This is a genomic window from Mesorhizobium sp. B1-1-5 (assembly GCF_006443065.1).
Classification (GTDB): Bacteria; Pseudomonadota; Alphaproteobacteria; order Rhizobiales; family Rhizobiaceae; genus Mesorhizobium.
The window spans coordinates 1-16,405 of the sequence record NZ_VFWS01000047.1; the positions used below are offsets into that span (position 1 = coordinate 1).

Sequence of the window (16,405 nt, forward strand, 5' to 3'; positions counted from 1 at the left end):
CCCCTACTCCCCTACTCCCCTACTCCGTGAGCATCATGCCCTACCAATCCCCCATCTCCCCCGGTCGTTCCTGGTATGAGGACACGGTCGGATCCCGGCCTGAATATCCGGCTCTCGACGGCGACCGTATTTGCGACGTCGTCATCATCGGCGGCGGCTTCACTGGCTTGTCGGCAGCCGCGCATCTTGCCAAGGCGGGCGCAAATGTCGTCCTCATCGATGCCTATCGCTTCGGCGACGGCGCGTCGGGGCGCAATGGCGGCCAGCTCGGCACCGGCCAGCGCGCCTGGGCGGAAGAATTGGAGGCCGAATACGGCCTTTCCCGCGCCAAGGCGCTGTTCGACCTGGCCGAAGAAGCCAAGGCGCATCTGCTGGACTTCGCCGCCGCCAACGCGATCGACATCGACTATATGCCGGGTCAGCTTTCGGTGGCGCACAAGCGGCGTTATGTCGACGACTACAGGCGCCACGCCGAGATCATGGCGAGCCGCTTCGGCTACCCGCATATAAGCTTCATGGACGCGGCGGAAACCGCGGAAAGGCTGGGTTCGACACGCTATTTCGGCGGCACGCGCGACACCGGCACGGGGCACATCCACCCGCTGAAACTAGTGATCGGCACGGCGAAAGTGGCGGCCGCCGCCGGCGCGCATCTCTTCGAGCAGACGCCGTCCACCGGCATCGTTTCCAATGGCGGCAAGGTGACGGTCACGACGCCCAGGGGCACGATCACAGCCGACAAATGCCTGGTCGGGGTCAATGCCTATGGCGGCAACCTGGAGCCGGTGAGCGCGGCGCACATCATGCCGATCGGCTCCTTCATCGGCGCGACCGTGCCGCTCGGCGACACTTCCAAGGTGCTGCCGGGCGGCGAGTCGGTCGACGATTCCCGCTTCGTGGTGCGCTATTTCCGCAAGTCGAAGGACGGCCGGCTGTTGTTCGGCGGCCGCGAGATCTATGCCGTCAACGATCCGAAGGACATCCATATTCACATCCGAAGGCAGATCGCCGAACTCTACCCCGACCTTAAGGATGTCGAGATCACGCATGGCTGGGGCGGCTATGTCGGCATCACAATGCCGCGAAAGCCGTTCGTGCGCGAAGTGATGCCGAAAGTGATTTCGATGGGCGGTTATTCCGGCCACGGCGTCATGCTGTCGAACTTCTTCGGCAAGCTCTATGCCGAGACCGTTGCCGGCAATCGCGACCGCTTGAAACTGATCGAGGATCTGAAAATCCCCGCCTTCCCAGGCGGCCGGCGTTTGCGCGCGCCGCTCTTGTTCCTGGCGCTGAACTGGTTCGCGCTGCGCGACAGGATTTGAAGCGGCCGCCCGGCCGAAGCCACCGATTCGGCACTGGCGGCCTCCACGCGGCCGGTTGTGGAAGCGTTAACAAGCGCGCGCAATTTCGCAAATTGGCTCACTCATGCCATAATCAGCGGTGAAAGATGCCATCATGGGCGAAAATCCGGGGATTTCGCGGGCTTTGTCCGCAGTGATTTAGGGACCGATGCTGATCGAAGCCGATCCTTCGGCAATGATCGAAAGAACGTCGGCCCGCTTGTTGGAGGTGGTTTGAGTGAACAAGCCCTTCAGTTTCGGCGCGCCGGAACGGCAGCGCTTTACAATGCAGTTCGGCTATAACGTACGGCCGTCATTCTGGCAGAAGGTACAGTCGAACGCGCATCTGGTCATTGCAGCGGTCGGCACCGCCGCGCTGATCGGCGTGGCCGCGATGGCGCTATGGCTATGCTTTCCGGGCAGCGACCGGCAAGTGGCCGCGGCGAGTGCCGAGCAGACCGTTCCGGCGATTCCGGTGAAGACCACGAAAGTCGCTCCGGCGGCAGCGGCGGTCACCGTGGTGACGGCGCCGCAGGCCGCGCGCAAGGGGGATGCAGTAACGCCCACGACGGCGGCCCGCGAAGCCAACATTCCGGCCCTGGCATCAAACAACCCCCGCTGGACGGCTTCCGACGCCAAGACGCCACCTGCCCCGGCCGAGAACCAGCCAGCTCCATCCAAGCAGGCCGCCGGCGCGGCCCCCGCGCAATCGACCGATACCGCCTTTGCCGAGCCCGATGCCGAGAACGACGCCGCGAACGCGCTGTCGCAGGTCGCCGGTTCCGCCAGCGAGACAGCAGCGGCAGCGAAGAAGCCGGGCGACACGATGGACGGCGCCCAAACCGCCGCCATTCCCGAAGCCAAGCCGCAGGTTCCAGATCCGCAGCCGGCAGCGACGGACGGCGCGGCCCAGCCTGAGCCGAAACCTCAAAAAGTCAACGCAGCGGCAAACGGGCGCGTCTTGAGGGCCGTGACCATGCGCTCAGGCCCGAAGAAAGGTGCCGCCGCAATCACCACGGTGCCGGCCAAGGCATCGGTGCAGGTGATGAATTGTAAGAAATGGTGCGAGATCGTCTATAACGGCAAGCACGGCTGGGTCTACAAAAGCTACGTCAAGACCGGCACGTGAGGCCAAGCAGCCATCCGAAACGGCGTCTTCTGCGTGCAAGCCGGCGATTTGCCAGGAGGGACTTGTGTTCCTCGAACGGCACCTCGTAGAGGCCGCAAGTGGAACACCCTTCCTTCTTGCCGCACGCTGGTATCCAGCATCTGACATCGTGCGTCCAGGCAAGCGCGACCCTCTCCAGATGAAGATTGCCGGAGCTCTTCAGCAGGATCAGTTCTCCTGGGACAGCCGTCTGCTTGATGTGATCGGAGACTTCCTTCGGGGTGCGAAGCTCGATGAAACGGCCACTGTCCCGATCCGCCTGGCTGGCGCGTGAGCGGTGGGCATTGTCGCCGATATAGATGACCTCGTCGGCGACGTCGCGCGCGATACCGTAAGCAGTGCCATACTTTCTCGACGAACCGGTGTAGTCGGAAATCTGTCCAACGACGATCCGTTTGCGAACGGCCTTGGCTTTGGCCATCATCTCGAATGCAATGTTCAGCGAATGCCAGGGCGCTTTGGCGGCATCGACTATAAACTGTGGACCCCGATCGGTTACCAGCACCGTGCAGCGGTTGGCCAGGGGTTCGAAGGATGCTGTCCTTGCGGCGATCTTTTCCGGCGGGACACCAAGTTCCAACGCCGTGACGACGGCGGCGGCCGCCGGCAGCCAGAAGTGCTCGCCAGGAAATCGTGTCTGCATGTCCATGTCGCCGCCGTGCCAGCGAAGTGAAAATCTGAGCAGGTCCGGATAGGCGGCATGGATGTCTGTCACACGATAGCCCGCGGCCTCCGACTGACCGAAAGTCGCCACGCGGCACCTTGCGCCCGAAGCCATATCAGGCACATGCGGGTCGTCGGCGTTCAAGATCGCGAGTCCGCTCGGCGACAAGGCCTCAACCAGCGCTCTCTTTTCCTGGGCAACAGCATCCAGGGTCCGGAATTGAGTAACGTGCTCCAGCCTGACCATCGTTACGACCGCTACATCCGGCTTCAGCATCGCCGCCATCGAGCGGATTGAGCCCGGCTCAAACGCGCCGGCTTCGAAGACGACATAGTCGACCTTGCCGGCACGTTTCATCCGCTTGTAGAGCGTGCGGACAAGTGCCTTGAGCGTATTGGCTAGAACTTGGGTATAGACCGTGCCGTGACCGGCCAGGATATGACCAAGCAAGCTCGTTGCCGTTGATTTGCCGGAGCTGCCGGTTATGCCGATGAAGGTCGCCTTGCTTCGCGCACGCGCACGCTCTGCCCGATAGCGACGCAATCGCCAGCCGAGGTCGTTGCCAATTTCGCGCAGCCTGACCTTAACCACCCGCCAGTTTCCCCTACCCCGATCCGTTATCCCTTCGGACCATCAAGTCAAACTGGAGCTCGGACGACGCCAATCCATTCGTTCACCGCAACGAGGAGCGGAAACCGCGATGTGCTTCCTGGAGCGGCTCAGATACAACGCCCGCCGTCGACCTCCAGCGCCACACCGGTGATGAAGGCGGCTTCATCCGAGGCGAGCCACAGCGCCGCGTTGGCGACGTCGAGCGGTGTCGAGAGCCGTCCGAGCGGTATCGAGGCGCGGAATCTTTCGCGGATCTCAGGCTTGTCGGCGCCCATGAACTTCTCCAGCATGCCGGTCTCGCCGGCGACCGGGCAGAGGCAGTTGACGCGGATGTTCTTCGACGCCAGCTCGACGGCCATTGACTTGGTGGCGGTGATCGCCCAGCCCTTGGAGGCGTTGTACCAGGTCAGGCCCGGCCGCGGCCGAAGCCCCGCCGTGGAGGCCGTGGTCAGGATGACGCCGCCGCCCTGGCGGTCCATGATCGGCACGACGGCAAGCGCCGCGTGATAGATCGCCTTCATGTTGACGGCGGTGATCAGATCGAAGGTTTCCTCATCGACGCCGAGCATATCGCCGTTGCGATGGGTGAAGCCCGCATTGTTGACCATGATGTCGATGCGACCGAAGGCGCTCTTGGCGGCATAGATCATCTCGTCGAATGCGGAGCGCAGGGAAACGTCCGTCTGGGTCCAGATGGCGCTCTCGCCGATCTCCTCGGCCACCCGCTCGGCGCCCCTGGCGTTGAGGTCGGCGACGACCACGCGCGCGCCCTCTTCGGCAAAGCGCTTGGCCATGCCTTCGCCGAAGCCCGACGCGGCGCCTGTGATGACGGCGACTTTATTCTCCAGACGCATGGTTTTCCCGCTCATTGGATTTCGCTTGCTTCCGCCTGCCGCCCGGCCCGTCGCGCGCCAGCCTACATCTCCCTTAGCTTTCGTCACATTCGCGTTCTATGCTGCAGCCGCTAACGCTTCCGGAAGCCATGGCTTGCCCGACAGGCCTGCCGGCGGCGTGAGTGTCGGGAAACATGTGGACCGATGCAAGTGCAAGCCATTGGTCCTCGCATGTGACACCATGGCACTGGAAAATTTAAATCGATTAGAATATACCAACCATCCTGCCGGCGCCCGGCATCAAATCGGACTGACCATGACCAGCCAGATCATCCCTGTCGACCCATTCGACTTCATCATCTTCGGCGGCACTGGCGACCTGTCGGAACGCAAGCTCCTGCCGTCGCTCTACTATCGCCAGTGCGGCCACCAGTTCTCCGAGCCGACGCGCATCATCGGCACCTCGCGCGCCAAAATGACCGATGCCGAATTCCAAGCCTTCGCCAAGAAGGCGATATCAGATCATGTGAAGCCTGCCGATATCGATCCAAAGGAGTTGGAGATATTCCTGGCAAGGCTCTCCTACGTGTCGGCGGACGCAACGACTGGCGCCGGCTTCGATAAATTGAAGAAGGCAATCGGCGACAGCGACCGCATCCGCGCCTTCTATCTTGCGGTGGCGCCGGCGCTGTTCGGCGACATTTCGCACCAGCTCAGAGAGCACAAGCTGATCACGCCGAACTCGCGCATCGTGCTGGAGAAGCCGATCGGCCGCGACCTCACCTCGGCACGGGCGCTCAATGACGCTGTCGGTGACGATTTCCACGAAAGCCAGATCTTCCGCATCGACCACTATCTCGGCAAGGAAACGGTGCAGAACCTGATGGCGCTGCGCTTTGCCAATGCGCTCTACGAGCCGTTGTGGAATTCCGCCCAGATCGACCATGTTCAGATCACGGTCGCCGAGACCGTTGGTCTCGAGGATCGCGTCACCTACTACGACAAGGCAGGCGCGTTGCGCGACATGGTGCAGAACCACATCCTGCAGCTGCTCTGCCTAGTGGCCATGGAAACGCCGTCCTCGATGGATGCCGACGCGGTGCGCGACGAGAAACTGAAGGTGCTGAGGGCACTGAAGCGCATCAACGGCAACGAGGCGCCGAAGCACACCGTGCGCGGCCAGTATCGCGCCGGTGCCTCGGCCGGCGGGCCGGTCAAGGGCTATGTCGAGGAGCTCGGCAAGGACAGCGCCACCGAGACCTTCGTCGCCATAAGGGCCGAGATCGGCAACTGGCGCTGGGCCGGCGTTCCGTTCTATCTCAGAACCGGCAAAAGACTGGCGAGCCGGGTTTCCGAGATCGTCATCGAGTTCAAGCCAATCCCCTTCTCGATCTTCGATGAAGGTGCCGGGCCGATCTTCGCCAATCAGCTGGTGATCCGGCTGCAGCCCGACGAAGGCGTCAAGCAGTTCATCATGATCAAGGACCCGGGACCGGGCGGCATGCGGCTGCGGCAGATCTCGCTCGACATGAGCTTCGCGCAGTCCTTCCAAGGTCGTGCGCCGGACGCTTATGAGCGGCTGATCATGGATGTGGTGCGCGGCAACCAGACGCTGTTCATGCGCCGCGACGAAGTCGAGGCGGCATGGAAATGGATCGACCCGATCCAGAACGCCTGGGAGAGCGCCCGGCAGGAAGCTCAGGGCTATACCGCCGGAACCTGGGGGCCATCGGCCTCGATCGCGCTCATCGAACGTGACGGACGGACATGGCACGAGAGCAACTGAGCGAAGCCCGCTACGGCTGGAACGGCTTTGCCGGCCGCCAGGACCTAGCGACGGCGCTGGCCGGACAGATTGCCGACCGGCTGGACAGCGCCATCGCGGAACGCGGCACAGCGCTGCTCGCGGTGTCCGGCGGCACCACGCCGGCGAAATTGTTCGCCGTGCTGTCGACCACGCCCATCACCTGGGACAAGGTCACCGTGACGCTGGTCGACGAGCGCTTCGTGCCGCCGTCCTCGCCGCGTTCGAATGCCGGGCTGGTGGCGGCGAACCTGCTCCAGAACAAGGCTGCTGCGGCGCGCTTCGTGCCGCTCTACCACGAGGCGGCGAGCATCGAGGATGCAGCGGCGATGGACAGCGAAGCGCTGCGGGCGCTGCCCTGGCCGCTCGACGTGGTGGTCCTCGGCATGGGCGGCGATGGCCATACGGCGTCGTTCTTCCCGGATGCCGGCAATCTCGAGGAATTGCTCGACCCGGCCTCGCGGCGGATCGTTCTGCCGGTGCATGCGGCAAGCGGCGGCGAGCCGCGGCTCACGCTGTCGATGGCGCGTATCGTCGCCGCCGGCTTCGTTGCGCTCCATATCGAAGGCGAGGACAAGCGCGCCGCGCTCAACGGCGCGATGGGTCCTGGCGCGAAGAAGCCGATCCGCAGAGTGATCGAGGCGGCGCCAAGACCGGTAGAGGTGTTCTGGGCACCCTGATTTCAGATGAGGACAGCCCGGTGGCAGAGGGAGGACGCTGCCGAGTTCGGAAAGGACGGACCATGACAGCCAGACGCGACATCGAAACCATCACGGAACGCATCCGCCAGCGTTCGAAAGCCGGCCGGGAAGCCTATCTCGGCCGTATCACGGAGGCTTCCAGCCGCACCGCAAACCGCGCGGTGCTGGGCTGCGGCAACCTCGCGCACGGCTTTGCCGTGTGCAGCCCGTCCGAAAAGATCGCGCTCGGCGGCGACCGCGTGCCGAACCTCGGCATCATCACCTCCTACAATGACATGCTGTCGGCGCATCAGCCCTTCGAGACGTTCCCGGCACTGATCAAGGAAGCCGCGCACGAGGCAGGCGGCATCGCCCAGGTTGCCGGCGGCGTGCCGGCGATGTGCGACGGCGTCACCCAAGGCCAGCCCGGCATGGAGCTGTCGCTGTTCTCACGCGACGTGATCGCGATGGCGGCGGCGATCGGCCTGTCGCACAACATGTTCGACGCAGCCGTCTTCCTCGGCGTCTGCGACAAGATCGTGCCCGGGCTGGTGATCGCGGCGCTTACCTTTGGGCATCTGCCGGCCGTCTTCATTCCGGCCGGGCCGATGACGACCGGTCTCGCGAATGACGAGAAGGCCAGGATCCGCCAGCTCTATGCCGAAGGCAAAGTCGGGCGCGCCGAACTGCTGGAAGCGGAGTCCAAATCCTATCACGGGCCGGGCACCTGCACCTTCTACGGCACCGCCAATTCGAACCAGATGCTGATGGAGATCATGGGCCTGCACACGCCCGGCGCCTCGTTCGTCAATCCGGGCACGCCGCTGCGCGACGCGCTGACCAGGGAAGCGGCGAAGCGCGCGCTGGCGATCACCGCGCTCGGCAATGCCTATACGCCGGTCGGGCGCATGATCGACGAGCGCTCGGTCGTCAACGGGGTCGTCGGCCTGCACGCCACCGGCGGCTCGACCAACCACACGATCCATCTGATCGCGATGGCCGCCGCCGCAGGCATCGCGCTGACCTGGCAGGCCATTTCCGACCTGTCGGAGGCCGTGCCGCTGTTGGCGCGTGTCTATCCGAACGGGCTTGCCGACGTGAACCATTTCCATGCCGCCGGCGGGCTCGGCTTCCTGATCCGCGAGTTGCTCGACGAAGGCCTGTTGCACGAGGATGTGCAGACGGTGTGGGGCGAAGGCCTGCGGCCCTACGCGGTCGAGGCGAGGCTTGGCGATGACGGCAGCGTGCTGCGCGAAGTGGCGCCGCTCAACAGCGGCGACGAGAAGGTGTTGGCGCCGTTCAAGAAGGCGTTCCAACCGACCGGCGGACTAAAGGTGCTTGCGGGCAATCTCGGCCATGCCGTGATCAAGACCTCTGCGGTCAAGCCCGAACGGCGCGTCATCGAGGCGCCGGCCAAGGTGTTCGACAGCCAGCAGGGCCTCAACGACGCCTTCAAGGCCGGCCAGCTTAGCGGCGACTTCGTCGCTGTGATCCGCTTCCAGGGGCCGAAGGCCAATGGCATGCCGGAACTGCACAAGCTGACCACGGTGCTCGGCATACTGCAGGATCGCGGCCAGCGTGTCGCGTTGGTGACCGACGGGCGCATGTCGGGCGCCTCCGGCAAGGTGCCGGCAGCGATCCATGTGACGCCGGAAGCGGTCGAGGACGGACCGATCGCCAGGATCCATGACGGCGATATCATCCGCCTCGATGCGGATGCCGGCACGCTGGAAGTGCTGGTGCCGGGGACGGAATTCGCACTGCGCCGCACGGCGGAAGCCGACCTCATCGGCAATGAGTTCGGCTTCGGGCGCGAGCTGTTCGCGGGCTTCCGGCAACTGGTCGGGCGGGCCGATCATGGCGCCGCCGCGTTTGGAAATGCCTGATCTCTCGGTCCATGTGAAAAGCAACTTGCGCTGACTATACAAAATTCTGTATAGTTGCCGGCGTGAAGATGCTTAAATTCCAGGGCAGCGCCCTCAGTGATCTGCGCGCCTTTCCAAACTCGGCGCGGCGTGAAGCAGGCTACCAGCTCGATAAGGTGCAGAACGAGCAACTTCCGACCGACTGGAAGCCTATGACAATGTCGGCAAGGGCGTACTGGAAATCAGAATTAGGGATGAGACCGGCGCGTTTCGCGTCATCTATACCGCCAAATTTGCCGACGCGATCTACGTACTGCATTGCTTCCAGAAGAAGACGCAGAAGACCAGCAAAACAGATTTGGATTTGGCCGCGAAGCGCTACGGCGATCTCATCAAGGAGTTAGGCCAATGAGCAACGAAACTTTTGCAAGTGTGTGGGATGCCATCGAAGACACTCCCGCCGAAGCAGAGAACATGAAGCTCCGCTCCACGCTCATGATGGCGCTGGAGCGGCATATTCGAGCAAAGGGCTGGACGCAGGCCGAGGCCGCGCGCCGGCTTGGCGTAACCCAACCGCGCGTGTCCGATCTCCTGCGCGGGAAGATCAACTTGTTCGCCCTCGACACCCTCGTCAATATGGCAGTCGCGGCAGGGCTTCACGTCGAAGTGCGGGTCTCGGACGCTGCCTGACCGGCACAGCCAAGTGGCATTCCGCGACAGCAATATTCGCGGAATGCTCACGCAATAGGGACTGGAATGTCGGATCCCGTTGCGATCACTACTGCACAATGATCTCGGTGCGCTCACCGGCCTTGATCGTCACCGGCATTTCCTTCTCCTGGCCTTCAGCCGACATGTGGCGCACGACCACATAGTCGCCGGCGGGGATCGCCTGTTGCCAGCTATCACCGTAAGTCAGACCCAGCGACTTGCGTTTGCCTTCGATGTCCTTCTTCGACGAGAGCACCTCGATCGAATAGGCGCCGGGTGCCGACATCGCCAGCACGCCGGCATCGAGCGCGACCTTGATGTCCTGATTGTCGCCGGCCTTGATGCTGAAGGGCTGCTCGACGACGGCGAGATCGAGCGTCGTGAGCGCGACATAGTCGTCCGGCGGCAGCCAGAACTTGCTGTCAGGTCCGTAGGAATGCTCCACGCTTTCACGCGAGCCGTCGATCTTCTTCTTCGCCTTGACGACCTCGAAGCCGATGCCGGAATTGTCGGCCTTGTCGCCGCCGGCGGTGTAGTAGGCGTTGAGCATGGCATGACCGACGCCGACGACGATGTCCTTCTCGACGGTCTGCCCGGCGGTAAGCTGGACCGTCTCCGTCGCAGTGCCGGCGCCGATCTGCACCGTCACCTTCTGCTCGCCGGCGGGGACGGTCGCCTTGGCGTCGCCATAGTGCGTGGTGCTGCCGCCAGGATAGGCGAAGTCGACACGCGCTTCGCCGCTGATCTCCGAGCCCTGGCTAGCATGCGGATGGATGACCAAAGTGCCGGCGTTCAGCGTGAACAGCGGGCTGTAGGTCTTGCCAGCCTCTATCTTGATCTTCTGCTCGCTCCTTGCCTCGTCGTCGCGGCCGACGATAAGGTAGTCGCCCGGCTCAAGTTTGGTCTTGAGCGCCATATTCGGTCATGACTTGGTCGCCGCGCGTGCCGTCGGACTTCGCCTTGTAGATCTCCCAGGCATTGCCGTCGGTAATCGGATCGCCGCCCTCGGCCATGACCAGGCTCGGCATGAAATTGAACTCCGGCTTTGCCGATTCGGGCGCGGGAGCCGGCGCCGGTTCGGGAGCCGGCGCCGGAATCGGAGCCGCGACGGTCTCGACCAGCGCCTCCTGAAGCGCCTTCTCGTCGGAGGCCTGGATGTATTTGCCGCCGGTGTTTTCGGCGAGGCAGGCGATCTGCTTGCCTTCGTCGGCGGTCAGGCCGAAACCGACGACGTCGGCGGTGAAGTCGACGCCGCTTTGCTTCAGCTCCTTGCCGAGCGCGCAAGGATCGCCGCCGCAGGTCTCGAGCCCGTCGGTGATGAGGACGACGGTGGCCTTGTCCTCGGTGTATTTGAGCGCTTCCGCCGCCTGCTTGACGGCGGCCGTGAGCGGCGTCTTGCCGAGGAATTTCATGCTGTCGGCTGCTGACGAGATAGCGCTGGCTGAACCGGCCTGCGGCGGCACGATCAGCTCGATGTCGTCGCAACTGCCTTTGGTACGATGGCCATAAGCCATGAAGCCGATCTCGTCGTCGGCGGGAACCGACTGAAGCACCGTGCGCAGCGATTCACGCGCGATCTCCAGCTTCGGCTTGCCGTCGATCTGGGCCCACATCGAGCCTGATGCATCGAGGATGATGATGACCTTGTTGGCGGCAAAGCCGAAACTGGTCATCGACAAAAACAGGAGCGCCGCAGCGACGCTCCGTATCAGTCCCGCCATGGAAATCTCCTGAGAGCAACCCTCGTCCGCGTTGCGAAAGCTATTTGAGGCGGCATTCGGAGACAAGTCCGAAGGCCGGCGAGTCACTTAATAAGTGGTGCGCCGCTCTTCCGATGGCGGACGGCCGAACTGCAGCCGGTAGCTCTGCGCGAAATAGGAGTGCGAGGTGAAGCCGGTGGCGATCGCCACGTCGAGGATCGGCATGTTGGTCTGGCGCAGCAATTCGCGCGCGCGTTCGAGCCGCAGCCGCATATAGTAGCGGCCGGGGGTGACGCTCAAATGGCGCAGGAACAGGCGCTCGACCTGGCGCACCGACAGCCCCGCCGACTTGGCGAGCTGCACCGCCGACAGCGGTTCGTCGAGGTGATCGGCCATCAATTCGACGATGCGCCGCAGCTTCTCCGACTTGCCGGTGAGGTCCCGTTCGGGGCCGACGCGCTGGCGGTCGCCGGCCGAGCGTATGCGCTCGTGCTGGAACTGATTGGCGACGCCGTTGGCGAGGTTGGAGCCGAAATCGCCGCGCACGATCTCCAGCATCAGGTCGATCGAGGTGGTGCCGCCGGCGCAGGTGTAGCGCTTGCGGTCGATCTCGAAGACATTGCCGGTGCAGTTGATATCGGGGAAACGCTCCATGAAGCCGGCGCGGTTCTCCCAATGGATGGTGCAGCGATAGCCGTCGAGCTGCCCGGCTTCTGCAAGCAGATAGGAGCCGACCGACAACGCACCGAGCGCATTGCCGCGCCGGCCCCAGCTGCGCAGCGCCGCCAGAACCTTGCTCTTGCCGGGAAATTCGATGGAGAGGCCGACCGAAACGAACAGGATGTCGACCGGCGGCATGTCGGCGACCGAATAGTCGATCTTCAACGGCAGGCCGTTCGAGGCCATGACCGCGTCGCCGTCGGCCGAGATCGTCGTCCAGCCATAGAAATCGCGGCCGAGCAGTCGGTTCGCCGAGCGGAAGCAGTCGATGGCGGCCGCCAGCGAGAACATCGAGAATTTGTCGACCAAGAGGAAGCCGAACTGGCGGCCGCCCTGAACGGGATCGCTCGTGATCGGCCGCTCGAGAACGGGATGCGACTGGTTCGAGTGGGGCATCCCGCTCTGTCCCTTTATTTCAGCCGCATTTGTGCGGCGCCAAGTGGTTCCACTTGGCTGCAAAATGCTGGGGAGCGGTCAGGTTCGGCAATGCCGAGGCTTTCTCAAATCAGAAGGACGGCCGCTTCAACCCGGCCGCGAGGTAGGCGGAAGCTACAGTGTTCGCCATCAGCATGGCAATGGTCATCGGTCCGACGCCGCCCGGCACCGGCGTGATGGCGCCCGCGAGCTTGGCCGCTTCGGCATAGGCGACGTCGCCGACCAGGCGGCTCTTGCCTTCGCCCTTTTCAGGCGCGGGGATGCGGTTGATGCCGACGTCGATGACGGTCGCGCCCGGCTTGACCCAATCGCCCTTGACCATCTCCGGACGGCCGACCGCGGCGACCAGGATATCGGCGGTGCGGGCAAGCGCCGGCAGGTCCCTGGTGCGGCTGTGGGCAATGGTGACCGTGCAGTTGGCGGCGAGCAGCAGGTTGGCCATCGGCTTGCCGACGATGTTGGAGCGGCCGACGACGACGGCGTTGAGGCCGGAAAGGTCCTTACCGCGCACCCGCTCGATCAACAGCATGGAGCCCGCCGGCGTGCAGGGCACGAAGGCGGTGTCGAGCTCGCCGGTGCCGAGCTTGCCGACATTGATGAAATGAAAGCCGTCGACATCCTTTTCCGGGGCGATCGTCTGGATCACCTTGCCGGCGTCGATATGGCCTGGAAGCGGCAGTTGCACGAGGATGCCGTGGATCGACTTATCGGCGTTGAGGTCGCCGATGATCTTCAGCAATTGCTCCTCGGTGGTGTCGGCCGGCAGCGTATGCTGGAGCGAATGGAAGCCGCATTCCTTGGCGGTGCGCGATTTCGAGGCGACGTAGACCTGGCTCGCCGGGTCTTCACCGACGATCACCACCGCAAGGCCGGGCTTGGTGGCCCCTTTGGCCGACAGCTCCGCGGTCAGAGCCTTGACCTTCGAAACCACGTCCTCGGCGACACGCTTTCCATCAATCACTTCGGCCATCACTAACCCTCAGCTTCGCTTCGAGGCCGCATCGATGCACGGCCCCATTTCCCCGATCGGCATTGTCGATCCGCCAAAGCGAGACGCTTGCGGCCGGAATGCAGCGCGGCATTTTCACGAAAATTCGACAAGGCAATCCCGTCAAAGCGTCGTCGGATGCCGTAAACCCGAAACCGGCCGCTTTTATCGAACCGCGAGCCGTCCAGAAATACGGATATTTAGAAATAGCGGCGGCGCGTGCGGCTCTCGGTCAGCTCACGCACCGCCTCGCGGAATTCGCGCAGGCTGGCGCGGATCTCATCGATCTCGCCTTGCTGGCCGGCGGGGGGCTGGTCGGCGGGAGGCCGGTCTGCGGACGGCTGGTCGGCCTCTCCGGCGGCCGGCGACCGCGGATGATAGGATGCCGCCGATGCCGAATAATGATCGTCGTAAGGATCGGTCCGGCCGTGGTCCGGCCGGTACGAATAGGAATAGCCCTGCTCGTATGGCGGCCGGAAATTCTCCCGCGCCGATGGTTGAGCCCGGGGATAGCGTTCTCCCAGGGTGGGCGCCCGCCAGGCGCTTTCAGGCGGGACAGAGTCCATATCGACCGTTTCAGCCGGCTCGCGCCGCACGAAATAGCGAACCGCCGAGGCAAGCGAGCCGAAAAGCCCGGGACGGCCGGCATCGTTGGCCGGTTCCGGCGGCGGCGTGACGGATTGGACCGGAGCCGGTGCGGCCGCCTGCACCGGTGGTGGAACCGGCGGTGAAGCAGGCGACGGTGTGAAGGACGCTGCCGGCGACGGCGTGAAGGATGAAGCCGGAGGCGGCGTGAAAGGCGGAGCCGGTGCTGGTGTGAAAGCCGGAGGTGGCGGCGGAGCGACAGGTGAGGCCGGCGGCGTGGCGAGTGGTGGCGGCGCCGGTGGCGCGGCCCGATTGGAATTGCTCTCAAGCGCAGAAGGACGGTCTTCAGCCCCGCGACGCGAGCGTGCATTGGCCGTCTCGCGCAGGCTGGCAAGGATGCCGCGCAGCGCGCCGAGGCCGATGCCGGCAAACAGGCCCGCGAACAGGCCCGCCAAGGCCATCACGACACGCGACGGCCCCTTGGCCTCCAGCGGCGGTTGAGCCGGCGAAAGCACGTTGATGTTGGCCGAATTGACGTTCTTTTGCTCGCCGGTCTCCTTAGCGCGCAGCAAATACTGCTCATAGACCGAGCGCTTGGCGGCGGCTTCGCGTTCCAGCTCGCGCAGCGAAACAAGATTGTTGTTCACATCGCCACTCTGCACCTTGGCCTGGGCCAGGCGCGAGGACAAGTCCTGCTCGAGCTGAACGGAGCGCTTCAGGTCGACCTGCAGCGAGGACGCGATGCGCTGCAGCTCGGCGGTGATGCGTTCGCGCGCGCCGGCAAGCTGGGCGTTTAGCGCCTGCAGCTCAGGATGACGCGGCCCGAACTTGATCGCGGCGCGATCGGCTTCCTGCTTCAGCGCCGCATATTGCGAGCGCAGCTCGCTCATCATGTTGGAGTTGATCTCTTCCGGCAACGTGCCGCTGAGGACCGAGTTGACGTTCAGCGAGCGTGCCGAGGCGGCGCGGGCGTTCAGCTCGAGCATGCGGGCGCGGGCGACGGAAAGCTGCTCGTTGAGCTTCAACATCTGGTCGTCGCTGATCAGGTGGCCCTGCGCGTCGACAAGGTCGTGCGTCGCCCTGAAATCCTCAACGTCGCGTTCGGCCGTCTCGACGCCCTTGCGCAGCTCATCGAGCTTCGACGTCAGCGCGGTCGTCGCACGTCCGGCCATTTCTGACTGGTAGTTGCCGATCTCCCGCTGGAAGACGTCTCTCGTCGTGTTAGCTATCTCCGCCGATTTCTCGCCATTGCGCGTGGTGGCGCTGATGGAAATGACAAAAGTCTTGCCGGTGCGCTCGACCGACAGGCTGTCGGCCAGATTGCCGACAGCCAGCGCCTGGCGGCGAATCTCGTCGCTGCCGGCCGGCTGGTCCTCCCGCGAAATCATTGAGCGCAGGAACGACGTAACGCCGAGGCCACCAGACCCCTGACCGTTGAACTCCGGGTCGTTGACGAGGTTGAGTTCCTTGACGACCTCGTCAAGAACCTTGCCTGATGTGACCATCCTGATGCGGGTTTCGACAACGGCCAATGCCGCGTCGGGCTCACCCACCGATTGGGTGAGATCGCGGTCGGCAAGTTTCAGGTCGCCCGGCTCGATGGTTAGCTCGGTCGTGGCTTCGTATTTCTTCGGCGTCGATAGCGCCAGCGCAATGCCAAGCGCGGCGCCCAGAATGGTGGTGGACAGGATCAGCGCTTTGGAGCGAGCGATGCCACCAATCACCTGAACCGGGTCGATCAGCGGTTTCCATTCCTGGGAATCGTCGGCAGCAGGTGGTCGGCTTGTGTGACGAGGTTCGGGAGCGGCATGCGGTTGGTGGCCTTCCGCAGTGCCCCCGTAGCCCTGCCCGAACGAAGCGGCCTGGTCGTCCCCGGTTTCGACCGGTTCCGCCTGATCGTGGTCAAATCCGCCGATTTCGCCGGGGCGCGGATTCAACTTTTCTTCGCGCTCAGAACGCGCGGCGCGATGGCGCGCGGCGGCATCCTCGCGCCAGGAAGAATTGGCCCTGTCGCCGATCGAAACCGTCTTGTCGTCGCCACGCATCGCTTGGCCGAGCGCCAGCAGAGAACGCTCGCGCCTCCAGTCATCACGGTTATCCCTGTCGACCATTGTCCTGGAACTTGCTCTCTGGCGGCTTGGGCGCGCGGATCGGCTAATCGTTAAGCCACGCTAAACAGGCATAGGAAACAAACGGTTAATTTTGCGCCTCGGCGGGCACAGTTTTCGCCCTTGTTCACCGCATTTCAGGCCGCCGGGAGGGCCGCCAGAACGCCGCGTTAAACTTTGCAGCCTATCTAT

At 63.9% G+C, this 16,405-nt stretch carries 13 protein-coding genes and 1 pseudogene; 7 read left to right on the forward strand and 7 right to left on the reverse strand.

Translation table 11 applies throughout. From position 1 onward, the window contains the following. Window positions 1-35 precede the first annotated feature (35 nt). Both FJ980_RS16045 and FJ980_RS16050 read left to right on the forward strand, forming a co-directional pair. Window positions 36-1,322 (forward strand): FAD-binding oxidoreductase, encoded by a 1,287-nt coding sequence (locus FJ980_RS16045; RefSeq protein ID WP_140544321.1) that lies wholly within the window; start codon window positions 36-38, stop codon window positions 1,320-1,322. A gap of 256 nt (window positions 1,323-1,578) precedes the next feature. Then, on the forward strand, window positions 1,579-2,469 hold the full coding sequence (locus FJ980_RS16050; RefSeq protein WP_140544323.1) for an SH3 domain-containing protein: 891 nt from the start codon (window positions 1,579-1,581) through the stop codon (window positions 2,467-2,469). Here the strand turns inward: FJ980_RS16050 and FJ980_RS16055 are convergent. Beyond that, a complete protein-coding gene (locus tag FJ980_RS16055; protein WP_140544325.1) occupies window positions 2,453-3,763 on the reverse strand; it encodes a Mur ligase family protein in 1,311 nt (436 codons plus the stop codon). The two genes, FJ980_RS16050 and FJ980_RS16055, sit on opposite strands and share 17 nt — an antisense overlap. 128 nt (window positions 3,764-3,891) lie before the next feature. Next, entirely contained in the window at window positions 3,892-4,638 is a 747-nt protein-coding gene (locus tag FJ980_RS16060) for an SDR family oxidoreductase (protein WP_140544327.1), read from the reverse strand. A gap of 295 nt (window positions 4,639-4,933) precedes the next feature. On the opposite strand from FJ980_RS16060, the gene zwf reads away from it, so the two are divergent. From zwf to FJ980_RS16085, 5 genes and pseudogenes are all read left to right on the forward strand, one after another. After that, window positions 4,934-6,403, forward strand: a complete 1,470-nt coding sequence (zwf, locus tag FJ980_RS16065) for a glucose-6-phosphate dehydrogenase (RefSeq protein WP_140544330.1) — start codon at window positions 4,934-4,936, stop codon at window positions 6,401-6,403. After that, entirely contained in the window at window positions 6,385-7,101 is a 717-nt protein-coding gene (gene pgl, locus FJ980_RS16070) for a 6-phosphogluconolactonase (protein ID WP_140544332.1), read from the forward strand. Before zwf ends, pgl begins: the two co-directional genes overlap by 19 nt. A 62-nt stretch (window positions 7,102-7,163) precedes the next feature. Then, on the forward strand, window positions 7,164-8,987 hold the full coding sequence (gene edd / locus FJ980_RS16075; RefSeq protein WP_140544334.1) for a phosphogluconate dehydratase: 1,824 nt from the start codon (window positions 7,164-7,166) through the stop codon (window positions 8,985-8,987). Window positions 8,988-9,049: 62 nt separating this feature from the next. Then, window positions 9,050-9,378 (forward strand): annotated as a pseudogene (locus tag FJ980_RS16080) (type II toxin-antitoxin system RelE/ParE family toxin). Further along, the gene (locus FJ980_RS16085; RefSeq protein WP_140544336.1) at window positions 9,375-9,656 is read left to right on the forward strand and encodes an XRE family transcriptional regulator; all 282 of its coding nucleotides are present in this window, start codon (window positions 9,375-9,377) and stop codon (window positions 9,654-9,656) included. Before FJ980_RS16080 ends, FJ980_RS16085 begins: the two are co-directional and overlap by 4 nt. Before the next feature lie 88 nt (window positions 9,657-9,744). Here FJ980_RS16085 and FJ980_RS35950 read toward each other — a convergent pair whose 3' ends face one another. From FJ980_RS35950 to FJ980_RS16105, 5 genes are all read right to left on the reverse strand, one after another. After that, window positions 9,745-10,593 carry a hypothetical protein gene (locus FJ980_RS35950; protein ID WP_348640657.1) on the reverse strand — a complete coding sequence of 283 codons (849 nt, stop codon included), beginning with the start codon at window positions 10,591-10,593 and terminating at the stop codon, window positions 9,745-9,747. Beyond that, a complete protein-coding gene (locus FJ980_RS35955; RefSeq protein WP_348640658.1) occupies window positions 10,571-11,398 on the reverse strand; it encodes a VWA domain-containing protein in 828 nt (275 codons plus the stop codon). Before FJ980_RS35955 ends, FJ980_RS35950 begins: the two co-directional genes overlap by 23 nt. Before the next feature lie 87 nt (window positions 11,399-11,485). After that, complete coding sequence (locus FJ980_RS16095; protein WP_095765643.1) at window positions 11,486-12,493, reverse strand: GlxA family transcriptional regulator; 1,008 nt, start codon at window positions 12,491-12,493, stop codon at window positions 11,486-11,488. Window positions 12,494-12,602: 109 nt separating this feature from the next. Continuing rightward, a complete protein-coding gene (gene folD / locus FJ980_RS16100; protein ID WP_140544338.1) occupies window positions 12,603-13,502 on the reverse strand; it encodes a bifunctional methylenetetrahydrofolate dehydrogenase/methenyltetrahydrofolate cyclohydrolase FolD in 900 nt (299 codons plus the stop codon). Window positions 13,503-13,720: 218 nt separating this feature from the next. Beyond that, the gene (locus FJ980_RS16105) at window positions 13,721-16,216 is read right to left on the reverse strand and encodes a GumC family protein (protein ID WP_140544340.1); all 2,496 of its coding nucleotides are present in this window, start codon (window positions 16,214-16,216) and stop codon (window positions 13,721-13,723) included. Window positions 16,217-16,405 lie beyond the last annotated feature (189 nt).